The sequence below is a fragment of the Prochlorococcus sp. MIT 1306 genome (assembly GCF_047304515.1).
Taxonomy (GTDB): Bacteria; Cyanobacteriota; Cyanobacteriia; order PCC-6307; family Cyanobiaceae; genus Prochlorococcus; species Prochlorococcus marinus_D.
Genome location: NZ_CP138959.1, coordinates 1430686 through 1447965, shown reverse-complemented (window position 1 = coordinate 1447965; position 17280 = coordinate 1430686). Strand labels below are relative to the sequence as shown.

Sequence of the window (17280 nt, the reverse complement as noted above, 5' to 3'; positions counted from 1 at the left end):
AGGGTTCAGTCTCGTGACCAGCGCTGGTTGCAACGAGCTGAACACTTCATCTCGCTTTCCGGATAGCTGTAACCAGCCTTACGAGCGTTCTTCTCCACTTCGGCGGGATTGGAACCGCTGAAGGTTCTGGTGGTTTTTGCCTGAGCAGGGATCTGCACCGACAGCAGCAGCAGAGCTGTGGCTGTGATGGTGATCATTCGCATTGGCTTGGTTAGAGCAGAACCAGCGCAATCATGATCCAGACCAGTTCAAGCCAACTTGTGAGTGCCAGGATGCGCTGCAGAGCATTTTGGTCTGCCGGCGGTTGATCGATTGCCAGCAAGGGTTTGTCCACCCATCGGTTGCCGTATCGGTTGCGTCCACCCATTCGCACCCCGGCACAGTGGGCATAGATCGCTTCGGACCGTCCGGCGTTGGGGGAGTGATCCAATGCTCCGTCCTGTTCCGCTGCCATCACCAGAGCCGGCAGCTGGCGCCAAGGCTTGCTGATTAAAGGAAGGGTGAGCATTACCAGGCGGCAGGGGAGCCAGGTGAGTAGATCATCGAGTCGTGCTCCGGCAGTGCCCAGCCATTGCAGTTTTCCCTGCCGATAGCCCAGCATCGAATCAAGGGTGCTGGAGGCCTTGAAGCTCCAGGCCAGAGCTAGAGGGCCTGGCCATGCATTGGAGACATGCCAGAGGCCAGCACCGATCAGCATCCAGAACAGCGGTGCAAACACGCCATCCACGGCGTTTTCGGCTGCGCTTTCAGCGGTAGCCCGCAGAATCTCCTGCTTATTCAACTGGGATACATCGCGTCCCACGATCCAGCTCAGCTCCAAACGGGCGATAGACAGGTCTCCTCCCGCGTCTGTGGGTAGCGCCTTCAACACCTTCAAGATGCTGTGGCGGAGGCTGCCGGCGGCGAGGGCACTGGCCAGGGCGATCACCAGCAGGGGGATTCCGAGCCAGGCTGGGGCGATGCCCTCCTGCAGGGCGAGGCGTTCGATTGCCCAACCCAGTGCACCGCTGCCGCTGATCAGCACAGCGGTGATCAGAACGCCGCCAACACGCAGCAGCACGGGTCGATTCCCGGCGATCGCTTCAGCAACATGGCGCAGCTGTTTGATCACAGCTCCCATCAACTCAACGGGATGTGGACACCAGCGCGGATCACCGATCAGCAGGTCGAGACCTGCTGCAGTGATGATCATCAGAATCGCCAGGTTCAGGCTGTTTTCAGCCAGCTGAACATGGCGCGGAGACCTTTGCCGACCTGCTCAATTGGATGGGCGGCATCGCGATCGCGAATCTTCTTCATCTCAGGTTTGCCTGATTCGCATTCTGCGACAAAGTTTTTAGCGAAGGTGCCGTCTTGGATGTCAGCCAGGATGCGCTTCATCTCAGCTTTGGTTTCAGCGTTGATCAGTCTTGGCCCACTCACGTAGTCGCCGTATTCGGCCGTGTTGGAGATCGAATCACGCATGGCAGTGAGGCCACCTTTCACCATCAGATCCACGATCAACTTCACCTCGTGAAGGCATTCGAAGTAGGCCAGCTCAGGCTGGTAGCCAGCTTCTACAAGGGTTTCAAAGCCTGCTTTGACGAGCTCTGAGAGCCCGCCGCAGAGTACGGCTTGTTCGCCGAACAAGTCGGTTTCGGTTTCTTCTTTGAAGTTGGTCTCGAGGATGCCCGCTCGGGTGCCACCGATGCCCTTGGCGTAGGCCATGGCCAGTGCACGGGCTTGGCCGGAGGCATCCTGTTCAATTGCGAATAGGGCTGGGACGCCCTGCCCGTTCTGATATTCCCAGCGCACGGTATGGCCGGGCCCCTTAGGAGCGATCATCACCACGTCGACATCAGCTGGTGGCTGAATCAGCTCAAAGCGGATGTTGAAGCCGTGAGCGAAGCTCAATACTTTGCCCGAGCTCAGATGAGGGGCAATCTCCTTGGCATAAACGTCTTTCTGGAATTCATCTGGTAGCAGCACCATGATCCAGTCCGCTTTGGCGGCGGCCTCAGCGACGCTGAGCACTTCCAGCCCATCGGTGCGGGCTTTCTCGGCGGAGCGGCTGCCTTCATATAGGCCCACTACCACATCTACGCCGCTGTCCTTGAGGTTGAGGGCATGGGCATGGCCCTGGGAGCCATAGCCGACAATTGCCACGGTCTTTCCGTTCAGCAGACTGAGATCGGCATCGGAGTCGTAGAAAAGCTGAGCCATCCTGGCGTGATCGTTGATCTGGGTATCTCTTCACCTTACGTAATTGGCCTTGGTCGTAAGTTTCCGGTCCATCTGGATGCCTCCAGACCGCCTCTGACTCAGGCCACTGGGGTGAGTCCTGTCACCCTGAACAGTCCGTCATTGTTGTGTTGATCGCCGCTGCTGAGCTGATCATCGAAGGCGAAGGCATCGCTTCCTACGAGGGAGAACAGCGAGACGTTCCCGGTGCTGCGGGCATTGGGCAGGAGTAGTTCTCCGGCATCCGTGAGCACCAGCGGCATGTAGATCGCCCCGCCCTCGAGTCGCAGCGTGCCTGAATAGGTGCTGTTGTTCGTTGCATTGTTGATCGGCTGATCGGCATTCACCCGTCGGGCCAGGGCGGCGGCCTTGTAGCCGGAATCACCTGGGCGAAGATCATTCACCAGGCCGGTGACATCGTCGACGCGGTAGAAGAACAGTTCGTTGATGTAGTCCGCATTGCGGCTGTAGTCGTAGCGGATGTCCCAGTTGCTGCCTTCGAGGGCGCCATTCGCCCAGCGCAGATCGAGTATGGCGCCCACCGCGTCTGCATCGAAGCGATCAGTGCCGCTCAAAGGATCAACCGTGTTGTTGCCGGTGCGCTGCTGGAGCAGGGTTCGTCCTGCGTCATCCAACTGTTCCCAGATGCTGAGTCGGCGCAGGGATTTGCGCTCCACAGGAGGTGGGATATAGGGTATGGATCCGTCGATATCGTCGCGACCGAGATGCTTCACGGCCGCCAGGATTGTGGGGTTGTCCGCCGTGGGCTCGTAGTAGCGTGCCATCACTTGAAAGTCGTGGGCGGCGCGGCCCCACCCGCTATTTGGGGTCGGCAGCCAGTTAGTCCGCGCGCTGCTGGGCTGGTCGGCGCGAAGCTCAAGCACGATCTTGCCATCTTCATCAACCTCCAGCCTGTCCTGTTGCGGGGATCCCAGCTGTGCCACCGGTTGAATCCATCCGAACGACAGGCTGCTGCCTTCTGCTGTAGCCGAAAGGTCGATCGCTGGCCCAGGCGAACCTTGGCCCCCGATAGGCACGCCAGGGGTTCCTTTGACCACGTTGTAGGAGGGCTCATAGCTGGCTGAAAGTTTGATCAGCAGGTTGTTCTCATCGCTGTGATCCCTGCGGGTGGCCTGCACGTAGTAGGTGGTTTCGGCGTCAAGGCCCTCGATGTTCCCGTCGACGCCGGTGCGTAGGGCTGTGCCTTTTGCGGTGGAGTTGTTCCAATTGTCGGGCTTGGCGGTGCGCAGCCAGCCATTGGCGGTGAGCGTCGCCCTGGCATCGATGCTGGTGTAGGCCAGGTTGTTGATGGCGTTCTCGACAAGGAACGGCTGGTAAGCGCTGCCAGCATTGGGTTGATAGATCGTGAACGACCAGAACCCATTGGCTGGGCCGTAGGTGGTGCCTCCTAGTTCTTCGCTCAGGGGCGGCAGGGTAATTGAGTAGTTGTAGCGGGAGCTCAGTTTGTAGCCGTTATGGTCCCGCTGGGTGGTGGGATAGACGCCGTCATTGGGAATGTTGGCGGCCCCGCCATCGATCGCCACACCACAGCGCACCAGCCAGTTGTGCCAGGTGTTGGGATAAACGCCCATGTTGTAGTTGCCGATGTGCCAGTAGTTAGTTGCTTTTGCACCGGAGGCAATCGTTGTTGTGGCCTTGCTCAGCAGCTTGTTGCTAAATAGATAGGACTCCTCGAAGATTTCTCGGTCGCGGCTGTTCCAGTCGCTGGGCATGGTGAAACCCCTGCTCAGGTTTAGGCCGATCGTGCTGAAGCGCTTATTCAGTGCTTTGGTTTGGCTGTTGGAAAGGGCGGAACTCGGTTGATAGCTGCTGGTTGGTAGATAGTGGTCGCCGCCCAGTGCGTTCTGCACCTTGTTCTGATTACCCAGCCAGATGGCCTCGTCCGGGATGTTGGTGAATGTTCCAGGCTTGATCTGGGCCGGCACAGGGCTGTCTTGCAGGGCTGTTCCCAGTTGATCGAAGAAGCCCTTGGCGGTGCTCGGAATCGATCCCCACTTCTTTTGAGCTTTTTCAGCTTTTTGATTGGTGCTGCTCTGGCTGATCGGTTCTTGATAGGGCACCGAGCCTGTGCGCTGGAAGTGGTCGATGGAGGTGATCTGAAAGCCGCTGCCGGCAATGTCTTCAGCACCGTTGATGAAGTCGTGGGTGTTGGCTAGTGCGGATTCACTGAGGGTGTCGCTGCCGAATCTCGCGGTAACCCAGGCGTAGGGCGTGTCGACCCTGATGATCCTGACAGTGCGGTTACCCTGCATTGTTCTCAGGGTCGTGAGCCAGTCGTTGCCGCTGTAGTAAGGGCTCGAGGGGCCGGCTAGCAGGTAGTAGTTGGGGGAATCCTGAGTCGCGTTGGACTTGGATTGGGTCCGCGGGCCGATCGATCCGACGGTGTTGATGTAGCTATCGAGGATCGCCCAGATGTAGTAATTCTCGTCGGTGTTGGCTGGTGTCTGGAGGATGCGATCCCCTTTGTTGAGATTCAGCCAGCTTGTGACGTAGAGCACCGAGGCGTTGGGGGCCGGGGCTGAATTCTTGTTCAGCCAGCTCGCTACGGAACTGGGCTTGAACAGCATGTTCTCCTTAGCCTGCACTTTGGTGCCGAGCTGCCGGTAGCGGTAGGTCTCGGCTAGGGGATATCCCCAGAGCACGGCATGGAGGCAGGCATCGACGATGCGCTCTTCATTGCGGCTAAGTCCCTTGAGGCTGCTTCCGGCCAGGTCGGAAAATTCATCGAGAAGCGCGCTCGTGTTCAGTCCGTTTTGATCCGAAAGCAGGTAGGGCTTAAACCAATCAGTGAAGTTCTGCATGCCTGATTGTTATGGCGGCTTGGTTTTTGGCTTCGGTTGGCAGGACTTTCAGGCTTCGTTCGGGTGGGCAATCACACGATCGATGAGGCCATAGTCTTTGGCCTCGGCTGCACTTAAGAAGTAGTCGCGGTCGGTGTCTTTTTCGATTTTTTCAAAGGTCTGACCTGTCAGCTCTGCCATGGAGTGGTTGAGCATGTCTTTGATGCGCAGGATTTCACGCGCTTCGATTTCGATGTCGCTGGCTTGTCGTTGGTTGGTTCCACCCAGAGGTTGGTGGATCATGATTCGGCTGTGGGGCAGGGCGAGTCTTTTCCCTTTGGTTCCTGCAGTGAGAAGGAAGGCGCCCATCGAAGCTGCCAAGCCAACGCAGATTGTTACGACATCACTTTTGACGTATTTCATCGTGTCGTAGATCGCCAGGCCAGCAGTGACTGATCCACCTGGGGAGTTGATGTACAGATAGATCGGTTTTGTGCTGTCTTCAGAATCGAGGTAGAGCATCTGGGCAACCAAGCTGTTGGCAACACCATCACTGACTTCCTGGCCAAGGAACAGGATCCTTTCCACCCCCAGGCGGGTATAGATGTCGACCCAGCGCTCCATCTGGCTGCCGGGAAGACGGTAGGGAACGCTTGGGGTACCGATCGGCATGGTGAAAAAAGAAAGGAGGAAATCAGAACTGGATTAGGAATGATCTGAGATAGAGCCTGGAAGGGTTGAGTCCAGGGTTGCAGTGGATCGATCAGTTCAGTGACTCTGAACTGGGTAGCTCTTTACGGCTGCTGAGAATCCGATCGATGATGCCGTATTCGACAGCGTCTCCAGGGGTGAGATAACTCATCCGATCAGAATCCTTTGATAACTGCTCAATGCTGCGGCCTGTATTGCTGGCAAGAATTTTGAGCATGGCTTGCTTGTTGTGCAGTACTTCCTTGGCACGGATCTGAATGTCGGTGGCTTGACCTTGGGCCCCACTGCGAGGTTGGTGCAGCACGATTGAGGCGTGGGGAAGGGCAGCCCTGTGGCCTTTGGTGCCTGCCGAGAGAATCACCGCTGCCGTGCCCATTGCTTGGCCGATGCAGATGGTGTGGACAGGGGGTTTGACGTAACGCAGGGTGTCACAGATCGCAAAAGCTTCGGTTTCAAAGCCGACGGCATCACCCGTATACCAGCTGGTACCAGTGGAGTTGATATAGAAGTAGATGGGCTTTTCTGGGTTGTCGAACTCCAGATAGAGAAGTTGGGCAATGATCAGTTCGGTCACATCCATGCCCAGCTGCCGCTTGGCATCGTCGTCGGAGAACAGGGGCAGTCCTAGGTAGACAATGCGTTCCTTGAGAAGTAGCGATGGCAAATCCGGAGGCGGTGTACGCATCACGCTTGATTCGCCGTAGTAGGGAGCGGACACCGTCATCTGCAGCACATCTTTGGCGGAGTTTGGAGACTAGCGAGGGTTAGCCGGTGGGCGCTCGCTGGTCTTACTTGATTTGCGGGTTGGCTGATTTTTCTCGAACCGACCAAAGACCATCCTGCCGGTAGGGGTTTGCAGCGCTCCAGTGATCACAACGGGTAGCCGCTGTCCAATGGCCTCTCTGCCGCCCTCCACCACTACCATCGTCCCGTCTTCTAGATAGCCCACCCCCTGGTTGTCTTCCTTGCCCTGTTTGACGATCTTGAGCTTCAGCTCGTCGCCGGGTTGTACTTCAGGTCGCAGGGCGATCACGATTTCGCTGAGGTTGATTGCTTTGAGGTCTTTGACCTTGGCGACTTGGGCGAGGTTGTAATCGGCAGTGATCAAGATTCCGCCTGTATCGGCGGTGAGTTTGAGCAGTCGCTCGTCAGTGCCGGATCCCTCGTATCGGGTGCTGTTTAAAACCAGCCGTCTGCCATAGCTTTCGCGTAATTCAGTGAGCAACTTCAAACCGCGTCGACCTTTGGCTCGTTTTTCGGCATTGCTTGAATCGGCCAGCTGTTGCAGTTCATCAATCACGGTTTGGGCCACGATTGCCTGACCTTCCACTAGTCCGCATGCCATTAGTCCACGAATGCGGCCATCGATGATCACGCTGGTGTCGAGAATCTTTGCAGTGGCAGGTGTTAGAACCCCATCGGCGACTAGTAACGCCTCGGTGCTGTTGGGATTGAACAGGCGTAGCAGGGTGCGGCCGTGGACCTCCGCCAGGTTGTATCCAAGGACGCCAAAGAAGACATTGCTCAGTACTGCGGCCAGAGGCTTCACCAACACCACCTCAAATGGGAGGGGCAAAAGCAGGATTGGTGCCAGCAGCAAATTGGCAACCAGTAGGCCAAGAATGAGGCCTACAGCTCGACTGACCAAGAGGTCGGTGGGCATGGTGCGCACCTGCTGCATCAGCCTTTGCCGCAGTCGCTGGAAGAAGAATCCAGCCAAAAGTCCAAAGCCGGCGCTCAACCCACTCAGGACCAACCTCAGTCGATCGATGTTGATCGTTTGCTCCAGCAGCCGTTCAGGCAACAGCTCAACTCCTAGCCAGCCAGTGGCCGCGCCAGAGATCAGAAACAGCACCAGGATGAGCAGGTCAACCATGGGGTCAGATCGTGTCTGCTCGCTCCGGATGCAGGCAGCATGCACCATCCTCTGGTGCTTGGCCCGGGCAGATGTCCGCACCTTTGCGGATTGATTGATGAGAGACAGTCCTGCTGTGTTGCCACCTCGCAGTGCCTATCTGCACATTCCTTTCTGCCATCGGCGTTGCTTTTATTGCGATTTCGCTGTCGTGCCTCTTGGCGATCATGCCAATGGGGCTAAGGGCTCTGGCAGCGCCTCGATTCAGTCTTATCTGCAGCTATTGCAACGGGAGATTGCGCTTGTCAAGCCTGGGCCAACGCTGGCCACGGTTTACATCGGCGGCGGAACACCATCTCTGCTCAGCTCAGCTCAGATTGGTGCCCTGTTGGATCAGCTACGGCAACGGTTTGGCGTTCAGCTTGGTGCAGAAATCACACTGGAAATGGATCCAGCTAGTTTCGATCAGCCTTACCTAGAGGCCGTACTAGCGGCTGGTGTCAACAGGGTGAGCTTGGGGGGGCAGAGTTTCGATGATGCAGTGCTCGAGACGCTTGGGCGCCGTCATCGTCGCCACCATTTACTGGAGGCGTGCGGATGGTTGCATCAGGCTCATCAGTGCGGAGAGCTGAAAAGTTGGAGTTTGGATCTCATCCAGAACCTGCCTGGACAGGAGTTGGTGGCATGGAAGCAACAGCTTGTTGAGGCCATTGATACTGGTTCACCTCATCTTTCGATCTACGAGTTATCTGTTGAACCAGGCACAGTATTTGCTTGGCGTCAGCGGCGGGGGGAGTTGGATTTGCCCGATGATGATTTGGCCGCTGAGCAGATGCAGACCACCAGTGTCTTGCTTCGTCAGGCAGGATTTGGCCGTTATGAAATCTCCAATTACGCCTTGCCAGGGCACGCCTCACGCCACAACCGCGTGTATTGGAGTGGGGCAGGGTGGTGGGGGTTTGGTCAGGGTGCGACCAGTGCGCCCTGGGGCCAGAGGCTGGCTCGTCCGCGCACAAGGGATGGTTACTGCAACTGGATTGAGGTTCAGGAGGCAGAAGGACTGGATTCCTCTCTAGTTGCGGCTCAGGCAAGACCCTTACCTCTGGATGAACAGTTGTTGGTGGGTTTGCGTTGCCGTGAGGGAGTTGATCTTGAGGCCCTCAGTAGGGCTTGGGGCTGGACTCATGAGCAGTGCAAAGCTCTATTGCCGTCGTTGCAGGTGCGCTGGCAGGCGGCGTTGGATCGGGGCTGGTTAGAGCTGCATGGACGACGTTGGCAGCTCAGTGATCCCGAGGGGATGGCCATCAGCAATCAGGTTCTGGTGGAGATGTTGTTGTGGTGGCAGTCTCTGCCTGCTGATGCAATTGCTTCACCCAACCTTGAAGGGCTTCTACGCACAGCTGGCGACCTTGGATCAATGGCGGACTGAAGGGGGGTTGGCTGGGAGTCAGTCCCAATAGGTCAGCGGTGACCCTTACCTGTCCATCGCAATCTTCGCCAGCGCCGATACCGATCACGGGGATGGTGAGTTGTTGACTCAGGCAACGAGCGATGGAACTCGGCACATGTTCGACCACCAGGGCGAAACAGCCCGCTTGCTCAAGTTGTTTTGCTTGTTGCAGCATTTGCGCTTGGCTGCGAGGGTCCTCCGCCTGACGGCGGTAGCCGAGTCGATGTACTGCTTGTGGAGTGAGGCCCAAATGCCCCATGACTGGGATCCCCATCCGCACCAGACGCTCAATGACTGCTAGGACCTCTGGCTCGGCTCCTTCTAGCTTCACAGCGGCGGCACAGGAGTGCTTGAGCAGGCTTCCAGCTGCAGCTACAGCCTTGTCTTCTCCGCATTGGTAGCTCAGGAATGGGAGGTCGCAGACGACGAGGGGCTGTTGTGGCAGAGGGCGAGTGAAACCCCGACCCACCGCTTGGGTGTGGTGGAGCATCTGCTCCACTGTCACAGGCAGGGTGGTTGCATGGCACAGTGCCACCATCGCTAGCGAGTCTCCTACTAGAACCACATCGGCTCCAGCGGCCTCAACCAAGGCCGCGCTTAAACCATCCCAGGCTGTGAGGATGCTGATCGCTCGCCCGGCCTGCTTGAGTTGAGTTAATTCGCTGGGGCGCATCTGCTTTTCCAGGCCCTCGAGGGTCCATTGCTAGCATCGTGTTGACTCGGACCCATGCGGCCGCGACGCCTAAATCTGGTCAGGACCGGAAGGTAGCAGCCACACGGGATGCTCGTGACAGGCGTGGACTCCGGGTCACCCACATGGACGAAGGTTAGATCTCGTTATCGTTGCGAGGTTGACGCTTGCGCAGGAATTCGGGAATTCGTGCACCAGATTCGTTTGCTTCAGGCTGGCTATAGATCGATTGAGAGGCAATCTTGTTGATTGAGCGTTCGCTCCGGTAGGGCTGGTTGCCTTCAAATCCTGTGGCGATCACGGTGACGTGAACTTCCCCTTCGAGTTTCTCGTCTACCACAGCTCCAACAATGATGTTGGCTTCTGGATCGACCACGTCGTAGATCACTTCCGATGCGGAGGTCATGTCCTCAAGGGTCATGTCGCGACCGCCGCTGATGTTGATGACACAACCTTTGGCTCCGTCGATTCGGGCCGCCTCCAGTAGCGGACTACTGATGGCTGCCTGGGCTGCTTCTATCGCCCTGGAACGTCCTGAACCTTCACCAATCCCCAGCAGGGCCGTGCCGGCTTCGGTCATCACCGAACGCACGTCGGCGAAGTCCACATTGACAAGACCAGGGCAGGTGATGATGTCGCTGATGCCTTTAACACCCATACGCAGGATGTCATCTGCACTTCGGAAAGCTTCTTGAAGCGGAGCTTCGGAGATGACGTCTTTAATGCGGTCGTTGGGGATCACAATCAAGGTATCCACATGATCGGCTAGGCGGCCAATGCCTTCAGCGGCCTGTCGCATGCGACGACGTCCCTCAAAGCTAAAGGGTTTGGTGACGATGCCCACAGTGAGCGCGCCGCTTTCCTTGGCAACTTCGGCAACCACTGGAGCGGCACCAGTGCCGGTCCCGCCACCCATGCCAACGGCGATGAAGACGAGATCGACGCCTTGCAGAGCTTGTTGCAGTTCTGCTCGAGATTCCTCCGCCGCCTTCTGACCGATGCTGGGATTACCGCCAGCTCCTAACCCCCGCGTAAGGGTCTGACCCAGCTGCACGCGGTTACTGGCTGCAGACTGAAGCAGGGCCTGAGCGTCTGTATTCATGACCCGATAGTTCACACCATCGAGGTCACTGAGAATCATGCGGTTGACGGCATTGCTGCCGCCTCCGCCGACGCCAATTACTTCAATGCGAGCTGATTGGCTGGGAAGGATCCCTGCGGTCTCCATTGAGGTGGACACGGACATGTTTTTGATCGCCATCTCCATTGTCGATGTCGAACCATTGAGGTGTTGATGCATTATGTCCGTGTTGGAGCTTTTCGCTGAAAGTTTCAACACAGTTGATTTTTTGCGCCATCTCTGAAACGGACAGTTGGCGATTTCAGGTCATCTGGCATTGCTTTTGCTTGACATGCCTTGCAGGACGATTGACCTCACTTAGAAGGTTGGGGCATCTGCAGTTCCGGTTTGGAGGGATCGCTCATGTCGATGGTTGTGCCTGTTTTATGGCGAAAACTTGACGGCAGGGTTTTGCTCAATTGGGCCACAGTTTCTAGTTGCTCCTTCAGCAGGGTGCTATTGCTGCCTAGCTGGATCAGGCCAAGGGTCTTGGTTTGCAGGCTGAGCTCTCCATCAGGAGCTACGAGGATTCGCTCTAGGGGGCTACCAAGCTGATTTCGTTGCTCAAGTATCTGGGAAATGGCTTGCCGTTTGCTGGCTGTCCAGCCTTCCACAGTCAAGTTTGTAGAGGGTCGCTCGCCTTGTTTTGCCACGTTGAGTGGAATCCACATCGCAGTGCTGTCGACCATGCCCTGCTCTTGGCCATAGGCGCGTTTTCTTAGTGCATAAGCAACGGGTTTTCGTTCTTGAACAGCCACATCTATTCCTGGAGGGAGTAGGCGCCTTTGCACAACGACCGAGTTGAGCGGCAGTTTGCGCAGCAGGGTCTGCTCTAGTTCTTTGGGATTGAAACCAAGAAGTGGCTGGGGGAAGTGGAGCTCACCGGCCTTGATCACGGTGTTTGTTTGGATGTTGCGGCTGCCTTGCACATGGATTTGCTTGGCGTTGTTGAGGCTCCATCCTTGGCTGAGTAGTACCCATCCCAGGCCTGCGGTAATAGAGATGAATGTCAACATTCGCCAGAGGTAGATCAGTTGCTCTCGGCGGCGTTGTTGGCGCAACCGGCGCCGCCTCTCTACCCCTGGGCCGTTTGCAGGCCGTCGATCAGGGGTGGATGAGCTCACAGGTCACAGCGTGCCCGGGCCATCAGCTGATCCACCCAACGGCGAGCCTGTTCTGCATCGGCAAAGGGCACATCCATTTCTTGGCCATTGCCGATCAGCCGAAGTCGACAACGGCCCTGAGATTCTTGGGTGAGAGGGGCTTCCCCTGAGGTCAGGGCCATCAGTTCCAGCATCTCCAACTTGGTGACTTCAAAGTTGCCCTGCTCTTGAAAACGGCCTGCTTCAAAGCTGCTCCAGCTGAGCATGCCTTGTCTCAGTCGAGCAGCTCCTGAGCCGTCAAGCTTAGATAGCTCAGAGTCCTCAGCCCAGACGCGGAAGAGGTTTTGCCGCCGCCTCTCTAGCCACCCGAGAGCAGTGAGAAGCACAAATACCAGGAGCAGGGGGAACCAGAGCAGACCGTGAATCATTGGCAGGTCAAAGATGGAAGTCCGGAATGCCATCAAGTTGGAACTTGTTTATTCTCCCGCTGTGATCACAAGTTGGCTCACGAGCTCTTCGAGCGTTACACCAGAAGCCTCCCAGAGCATTGGATACATGCTCTGAGATGTGAAGCCTGGCAGGGTGTTGATCTCATTGAGCCAAATTTCATTGCGTGCAGCGTTGTAAAAAAAGTCGACCCTGGCCATGCCATGGGCGGCTACGCAGCGACAGGCTTGTAACGCCAGTGTGCGGATTTGTGCTTCCACTCCCTCTGGTAGAGGCGCTGGAATGAGCGTATGGCTGCAATTTTCGCTGTATTTGGTGTCGTAGTCGTACCAGTCCGCATCAAAGCAAATCTCCCCTACGACAGAGGTTTGCAGCTCACGCTTGCCTAGGACAGCGCATTCAAGCTCTCTTGCGCTCACTCCCTGCTCCACCACAATGCGCCGATCAAGGCTGGCAGCCTTATCGAGACCGATAAGCAGCTCGTTGCGGTTTTGAGCTTTGCTGATACCGACAGAAGAACCCAGGTTGGCGGGTTTGACAAAACATGGGTATTTGAGTTTGGCCTCCAAGTGTTTGGCGACGCCTTGACGCGATTCAGTGTCAAGGAGATCTGCGGCATCAACGGCGACGTAAGGCACCTGGGGTAACCCTGCTGCAGCGAAGGCTGCTTTCATGGCCAACTTGTCCATGCTGAGGGCAGAGCCGAGTACGCCTGAACCCACAAAAGGTTGTCCCATCAGGGTGAACAGGCCTTGCACGGTGCCGTCTTCGCCATTGGGACCATGCAGAACTGGATACCAGACCTGTACCCTTTCGCTCCCTTCAGGCAGTTTGGTAAAGCCCTGCGGGGCAAGGGGTGTCGACAGTTGTTCCGGTTTGGCGGGTTGTCCTTGCTTCAGCACTGCTTCGGAAACGCCAGCTGGCCACCAGCGGCCTTGTTGGTCGATGTAAATCGCAATGACCTCGAAGCGATTGTTGTTCACTCCGCTGCGTAGGGCACCGACCACGGTGATAGCTGATCGGATTGAAACGGCATGTTCCTCGGACGCGCCGCCGAACACCACGCCTACACAGGTGCGGGAGGAAGGCATGGAGATGCTGCAAGGCCGTGGGGGTTAGCGACCAAAGGTATCAGTGCCGACTTCTGGTTTGATCACAAGGGGTTCCGCTCAGGGAGAAAGCACGCACGCTGTTGATCTGAACGTCGACGAGATCGCCTGGGCTATAGCGGCAACCTTGGGGTCCTTCGGCCGCAAAGAATGTGAGCCGGTTGGTGCGGGTGCGTCCCATCAGCTGTTGTGGTTTTTTTGGATTGATCCCTTCAGCTAGCACCTGCTCTACCTTGCCGGAGTAGCGGCTATTGCGCTGCAGGGCTACGCCTTCCACCAGCGCATTGAGTTGTTTGAGTCGCTCCACTTTCACCGCTTCGGGGAGTTGGTTGCTCCAGGTGGCTGCAGGCGTATTTGGACGGGGGGAGTAAGCCGCGGTGTTCACCTGGTCGAAACCCACTTCCTCGACGAGGTTCAAGGTGTTTTGGAACTGGGCGTCGGTTTCGCCTGGGAAGGCCACGATCACATCAGTACTGATAGCGGCATCGGGCATAAGCTCCCGGATTCGGTTCACGATGCGTCGATAACGCTCCACTGTGTAACCCCTAGCCATGGCCTTAAGCACATCGTTATCACCGCTTTGGAAGGGGATGTGGAAGTGTTCGCACAATTTGGGTAGATCAAAGCAAGCTTCGATCAATCGTTCCGTGAAGTAGCGCGGATGGCTTGTCGCAAAGCGGATGCGCTCGATTCCTTCCACGTCATGAATGTGATGGAGAAGATCGGTGAGTGTGTTTTGGCGGCGGCCTTCAGGGGTGATCCCGGGCAGATCGCGTCCATAAGCATCAATGTTCTGGCCAAGCAGTGTGATCTCCCGAAATCCACGGGCGGCCAGGCCCTCGATCTCTAGTCGGATCGCCTCTGGCGATCTTGATTGCTCCTTCCCCCGAACGGAGGGCACCACGCAATAGGTACAACGCTCGTTACAGCCGTAGATCACATTGACCCAGGCGCAGATTGTGCTGTCCCGTCGAGCTGTGGTGAGGTCCTCGAGAATGTGGTTGTCATCTGTGGCGACAACCTGCTGACCATTGTCCACCTGTGTGAGTAGGGCTTCAAGGCGGTTGGCGTGTTGGGGCCCCATCACAAGGTCGAGTTCAGGGATTCGTCGCAGTAGCGCTTCTCCTTCCTGTTGCGCTACGCAACCAGCAACGACCAGCTTCAGATGGGGGTGTGTTCGTTTGCGGCGGGCCTGGCGTCCTAAGTAGCTGTAAACCTTCTGCTCGGCGTTATCGCGAATTGTGCAGGTGTTGTAGAGCACGAGATCTGCTTCTAGTTCTGCTGGCGCCTCGTGGTATCCCATCGCCTCAAGAATTCCGGCCATGCGCTCTGAATCGGCTTTGTTCATCTGGCAACCGAAGGTTTGAATCCAGAAACTGCCTTGATGCTGTGCGGTTGTTGCCGGATTAGTTGCGAGGGCGGAGGTGGCGACCACTGCAAGAGGCGAAGCGAACGATCGAAACAATCTCATCAACTCCTTCAGTGTGTCGAGCCCTGATGGATTGTGTTGATTTGGAGATGAGGTCTGTGAGCGCTATTTATTTAGTTGAGTTGCTCAGCCGTTGGAGTGTCTTCAGCATTGCTGGTAGATGCTGTTTGCCACCCGTATGCAGCTTGATTTGGCTGCACCGAGGCCTTGATGATCAGCTGGCTTCCTGAAGGCGGCCATCACACCGCTTAGCAGGCTTCGAAGAGCTTCTAGGCGTTGCAGCTGGGGCTTGCTCGTTGTGGAGGCTTTGACTCTTGTGAAGTCATGGGAAGAGTTGAGGGCGAGCGAGGGGATTCGAACCCCCGAATAGCGGCGCCACAAGCCGCTGCCTTAACCACTTGGCGACGCCCGCCGCGTCGGTAAGAATTTACCAATTCGCCTTGAAGCCATCCTGCTGAACCCATTTGATCAACGTTGCTGGCCATCCGGGCCATGGCTGGCTGGTGTTTTAGTCCTTGCAGGTTGTGGTGCGGTGTTGGTTTGGACCAACCCTTCCATGGAGGATTACAGAGATTATGCAGGTGATCAGTTGGTGGAACTTGCGACTGAGGAGTTATGTGAGCAGAAGGGGCTGCCGATGGTGTTGAGGCTTTGGATTAGAAATTGTCCAGAGCTGATCGCAGCGCAACAGCCGGTGCTGGCATCCGTTGCAGGAGAGTTCACCACAAGACTCAATTTTGGTTTGGGCAGTCTTTACACGACCAAGTTGGATGGTCGGAATTTGCTCCCGAAGATGCGTCTGCCCTCCTATACCGTGACAACCATTGCGGGCGCTGGGCGTTTCCTGACCATTCAGACTCGGACGGATCCGGGCAATGTGGAGTGAGCCAGGAGCGCAAGGGATGCCTCGAGGCTTGGGTGCCGCGGGGTTTGTTGACAAGGGAAGTGGATGTCTTATCAGCAAGGGGCACCGCCGAGGGTCTATGTCCTCTTCGCATTTGTTGGCAGGACGGGCGCCTCTGCTCTTTTGAGCTGATTGATGCTGATGTTTTATCGCCGAAGCGGCTGCTCTTGCCGAGGTTGGCAGAGCCCCATGCTCATCTCGACAAGGCATTCGCCTGGCTTGAGTTTCCCAACCTGCAGGGCACCTATGGCGGTGCCATGGTTGCGAATTTTAAGGAGCGTCAAAGCCGCACGTTGATTGGGGTGAGGCAGCGTGCTGAGAGATCTCTCAAGCTTGCCTTGAGGTATGGCTTGAGAGCCATGCGCAGTCATGTCGACAGCCTTGGTCCAGCTACCGATAGCAGCTGGGAGGCTTTGCTGGATCTACAGCGTCAGTGGCAAGAGTGGATGGAGTTGCAATGGGTTGCTCTGGTGCCGATTGAGCACTGGAGCACCCGCGAAGGCGATCAGCTAGCGGGTCGGGTTGCAGAGGTAGGAGGTCTGCTGGGTGGTGTGGTTTTGCCCCCTTTTGATCCGGGGAAGACGCGAGATTCATTGCGGCAGATGCTGCAACTTGCCGATCGCTTGGGCTGTGGCATTGACCTTCACATTGATGAGTCGCAAAGCCACCCTGCGGCTGGCTTAAAGCAACTGCTGCTGGTGCTTGATCGCATGTCAATCACAGTGCCGATCACTTGTAGTCATGCCAGCAGCATGGGGTTGCTGCCGCCGGGAGCAGTGCGACGTTTGGCTGATCGGATGGCGCATCATCGACTCAATGTGGTGTCTCTGCCGCTGACCAATGGCTGGTTGTTGTCGAAGCAACCTCGTCGCACTCCTGTGGAGCGACCTCTGGCACCCATCCATCAACTCCAGCTGGCAGGTGTAACTGTGGCTGTGGGAGGCGACAACGTTCAAGACCCCTGGTTCCCGGCTGGCAACTTTGACCCTTTGGCATTGATGGCTTTTGCGTTGCCTTTGGCTCATCTGGCACCTTGGCAGCGCTTAGGGCTTGCTCCTTTCACCACAGCTGCGGCCAGGGTGATGAACCTGTCGTGGGACGGAACATTGCAGCCAGGCAGCCCAGCTAACCTGCTCCTTTTGGAGGCTGGCAGCTGGGCTGAGGCCCTAGCTACTCCACCCCGCCGGGAGGTGATTGTTGATGGAAACTGGCTGCAAGACCTAGACCAATAAGCGTCTTTCCTCAATCAAGAAAGAGTAGGTATTTTATTGTTTGAATGTTGAAGTCTTTTGAGTTGGGATTCACATTATTGTTTTTTTGATCCTTGGCTTGAGCGATTGAAGAATTAATTAGGCGATATTTATTTGTAATGCTGAAGGGAGCATGGCTTCGTAGCAATGACGGAATTCAAGGCATTAAGCCTTCTGAAAGAGAAGATTT

General features: G+C 56.6%; 15 protein-coding genes, 1 tRNA gene, 1 other RNA gene and 1 pseudogene. 4 read left to right on the top strand and 14 right to left on the bottom strand.

Features of this window, described 5'->3' with window-relative positions; translation table 11 throughout:
* Positions 1-5: 5 nt before the first annotated feature.
* The 7 genes from SIB74_RS07370 to SIB74_RS07340 form a co-directional block, all read right to left on the bottom strand.
* Complete coding sequence (locus SIB74_RS07370; RefSeq protein ID WP_063395524.1) at positions 6-203, bottom strand: hypothetical protein; 198 nt, start codon at positions 201-203, stop codon at positions 6-8.
* A gap of 8 nt (positions 204-211) precedes the next feature.
* Positions 212-1192 carry an adenosylcobinamide-phosphate synthase CbiB gene (gene cbiB, locus SIB74_RS07365; RefSeq protein WP_063395523.1) on the bottom strand — a complete coding sequence of 327 codons (981 nt, stop codon included), beginning with the start codon at positions 1190-1192 and terminating at the stop codon, positions 212-214.
* Positions 1193-1206: 14 nt separating this feature from the next.
* Positions 1207-2202, bottom strand: a complete 996-nt coding sequence (ilvC, locus tag SIB74_RS07360; protein WP_063395522.1) for a ketol-acid reductoisomerase — start codon at positions 2200-2202, stop codon at positions 1207-1209.
* Positions 2203-2300: 98 nt separating this feature from the next.
* Complete coding sequence (locus SIB74_RS07355) at positions 2301-5042, bottom strand: DUF1254 domain-containing protein (RefSeq protein ID WP_063395521.1); 2742 nt, start codon at positions 5040-5042, stop codon at positions 2301-2303.
* A 48-nt stretch (positions 5043-5090) separates the two neighbouring features.
* Positions 5091-5693 (bottom strand): ATP-dependent Clp protease proteolytic subunit, encoded by a 603-nt coding sequence (locus SIB74_RS07350; protein ID WP_011826624.1) that lies wholly within the window; start codon positions 5691-5693, stop codon positions 5091-5093.
* Between the two features lie 91 nt (positions 5694-5784).
* Positions 5785-6456 carry an ATP-dependent Clp protease proteolytic subunit gene (locus tag SIB74_RS07345; protein ID WP_063395644.1) on the bottom strand — a complete coding sequence of 224 codons (672 nt, stop codon included), beginning with the start codon at positions 6454-6456 and terminating at the stop codon, positions 5785-5787.
* 30 nt (positions 6457-6486) lie between these two features.
* Entirely contained in the window at positions 6487-7656 is a 1170-nt protein-coding gene (locus tag SIB74_RS07340) for a PIN/TRAM domain-containing protein (RefSeq protein ID WP_063395520.1), read from the bottom strand.
* A 49-nt stretch (positions 7657-7705) separates the two neighbouring features.
* On the opposite strand from SIB74_RS07340, the pseudogene hemW reads away from it, so the two are divergent.
* Positions 7706-8818: pseudogene (hemW, locus tag SIB74_RS07335) on the top strand (radical SAM family heme chaperone HemW); the annotation flags it as partial.
* A gap of 73 nt (positions 8819-8891) precedes the next feature.
* Here hemW and panB read toward each other — a convergent pair.
* Complete coding sequence (gene panB / locus SIB74_RS07330; protein WP_074159119.1) at positions 8892-9710, bottom strand: 3-methyl-2-oxobutanoate hydroxymethyltransferase; 819 nt, start codon at positions 9708-9710, stop codon at positions 8892-8894.
* A gap of 43 nt (positions 9711-9753) precedes the next feature.
* Here panB and ffs point away from each other — a divergent pair.
* Positions 9754-9850: signal recognition particle sRNA small type (gene ffs / locus SIB74_RS07325), an RNA gene on the top strand.
* Between the two features lie 14 nt (positions 9851-9864).
* Here ffs and ftsZ read toward each other — a convergent pair.
* The 6 genes from ftsZ to SIB74_RS07295 form a co-directional block, all read right to left on the bottom strand.
* Positions 9865-10974 carry a cell division protein FtsZ gene (gene ftsZ, locus SIB74_RS07320; RefSeq protein WP_231906023.1) on the bottom strand — a complete coding sequence of 370 codons (1110 nt, stop codon included), beginning with the start codon at positions 10972-10974 and terminating at the stop codon, positions 9865-9867.
* A 188-nt stretch (positions 10975-11162) separates the two neighbouring features.
* Complete coding sequence (locus tag SIB74_RS07315) at positions 11163-11972, bottom strand: cell division protein FtsQ/DivIB (protein ID WP_063395517.1); 810 nt, start codon at positions 11970-11972, stop codon at positions 11163-11165.
* Positions 11969-12379 carry a hypothetical protein gene (locus SIB74_RS07310; RefSeq protein ID WP_063395643.1) on the bottom strand — a complete coding sequence of 137 codons (411 nt, stop codon included), beginning with the start codon at positions 12377-12379 and terminating at the stop codon, positions 11969-11971. Before SIB74_RS07310 ends, SIB74_RS07315 begins: the two co-directional genes overlap by 4 nt.
* 48 nt (positions 12380-12427) lie before the next feature.
* Entirely contained in the window at positions 12428-13489 is a 1062-nt protein-coding gene (locus tag SIB74_RS07305) for a D-alanine--D-alanine ligase family protein (RefSeq protein ID WP_063395516.1), read from the bottom strand.
* Positions 13490-13529: 40 nt separating this feature from the next.
* A complete protein-coding gene (gene miaB, locus SIB74_RS07300; protein ID WP_063395642.1) occupies positions 13530-14972 on the bottom strand; it encodes a tRNA (N6-isopentenyl adenosine(37)-C2)-methylthiotransferase MiaB in 1443 nt (480 codons plus the stop codon).
* A 303-nt stretch (positions 14973-15275) separates the two neighbouring features.
* A tRNA-His gene (locus SIB74_RS07295) sits at positions 15276-15348 on the bottom strand.
* A gap of 144 nt (positions 15349-15492) precedes the next feature.
* Here SIB74_RS07295 and SIB74_RS07290 point away from each other — a divergent pair.
* Positions 15493-15822, top strand: a complete 330-nt coding sequence (locus SIB74_RS07290) for a DUF4359 domain-containing protein (RefSeq protein ID WP_413681616.1) — start codon at positions 15493-15495, stop codon at positions 15820-15822.
* Positions 15819-17072: an amidohydrolase family protein gene (locus SIB74_RS07285; protein WP_063395514.1), complete on the top strand. Its 1254-nt coding sequence runs from the start codon at positions 15819-15821 to the stop codon at positions 17070-17072. Before SIB74_RS07290 ends, SIB74_RS07285 begins: the two co-directional genes overlap by 4 nt.
* The last annotated feature ends 208 nt before the right edge of the window (positions 17073-17280 follow it).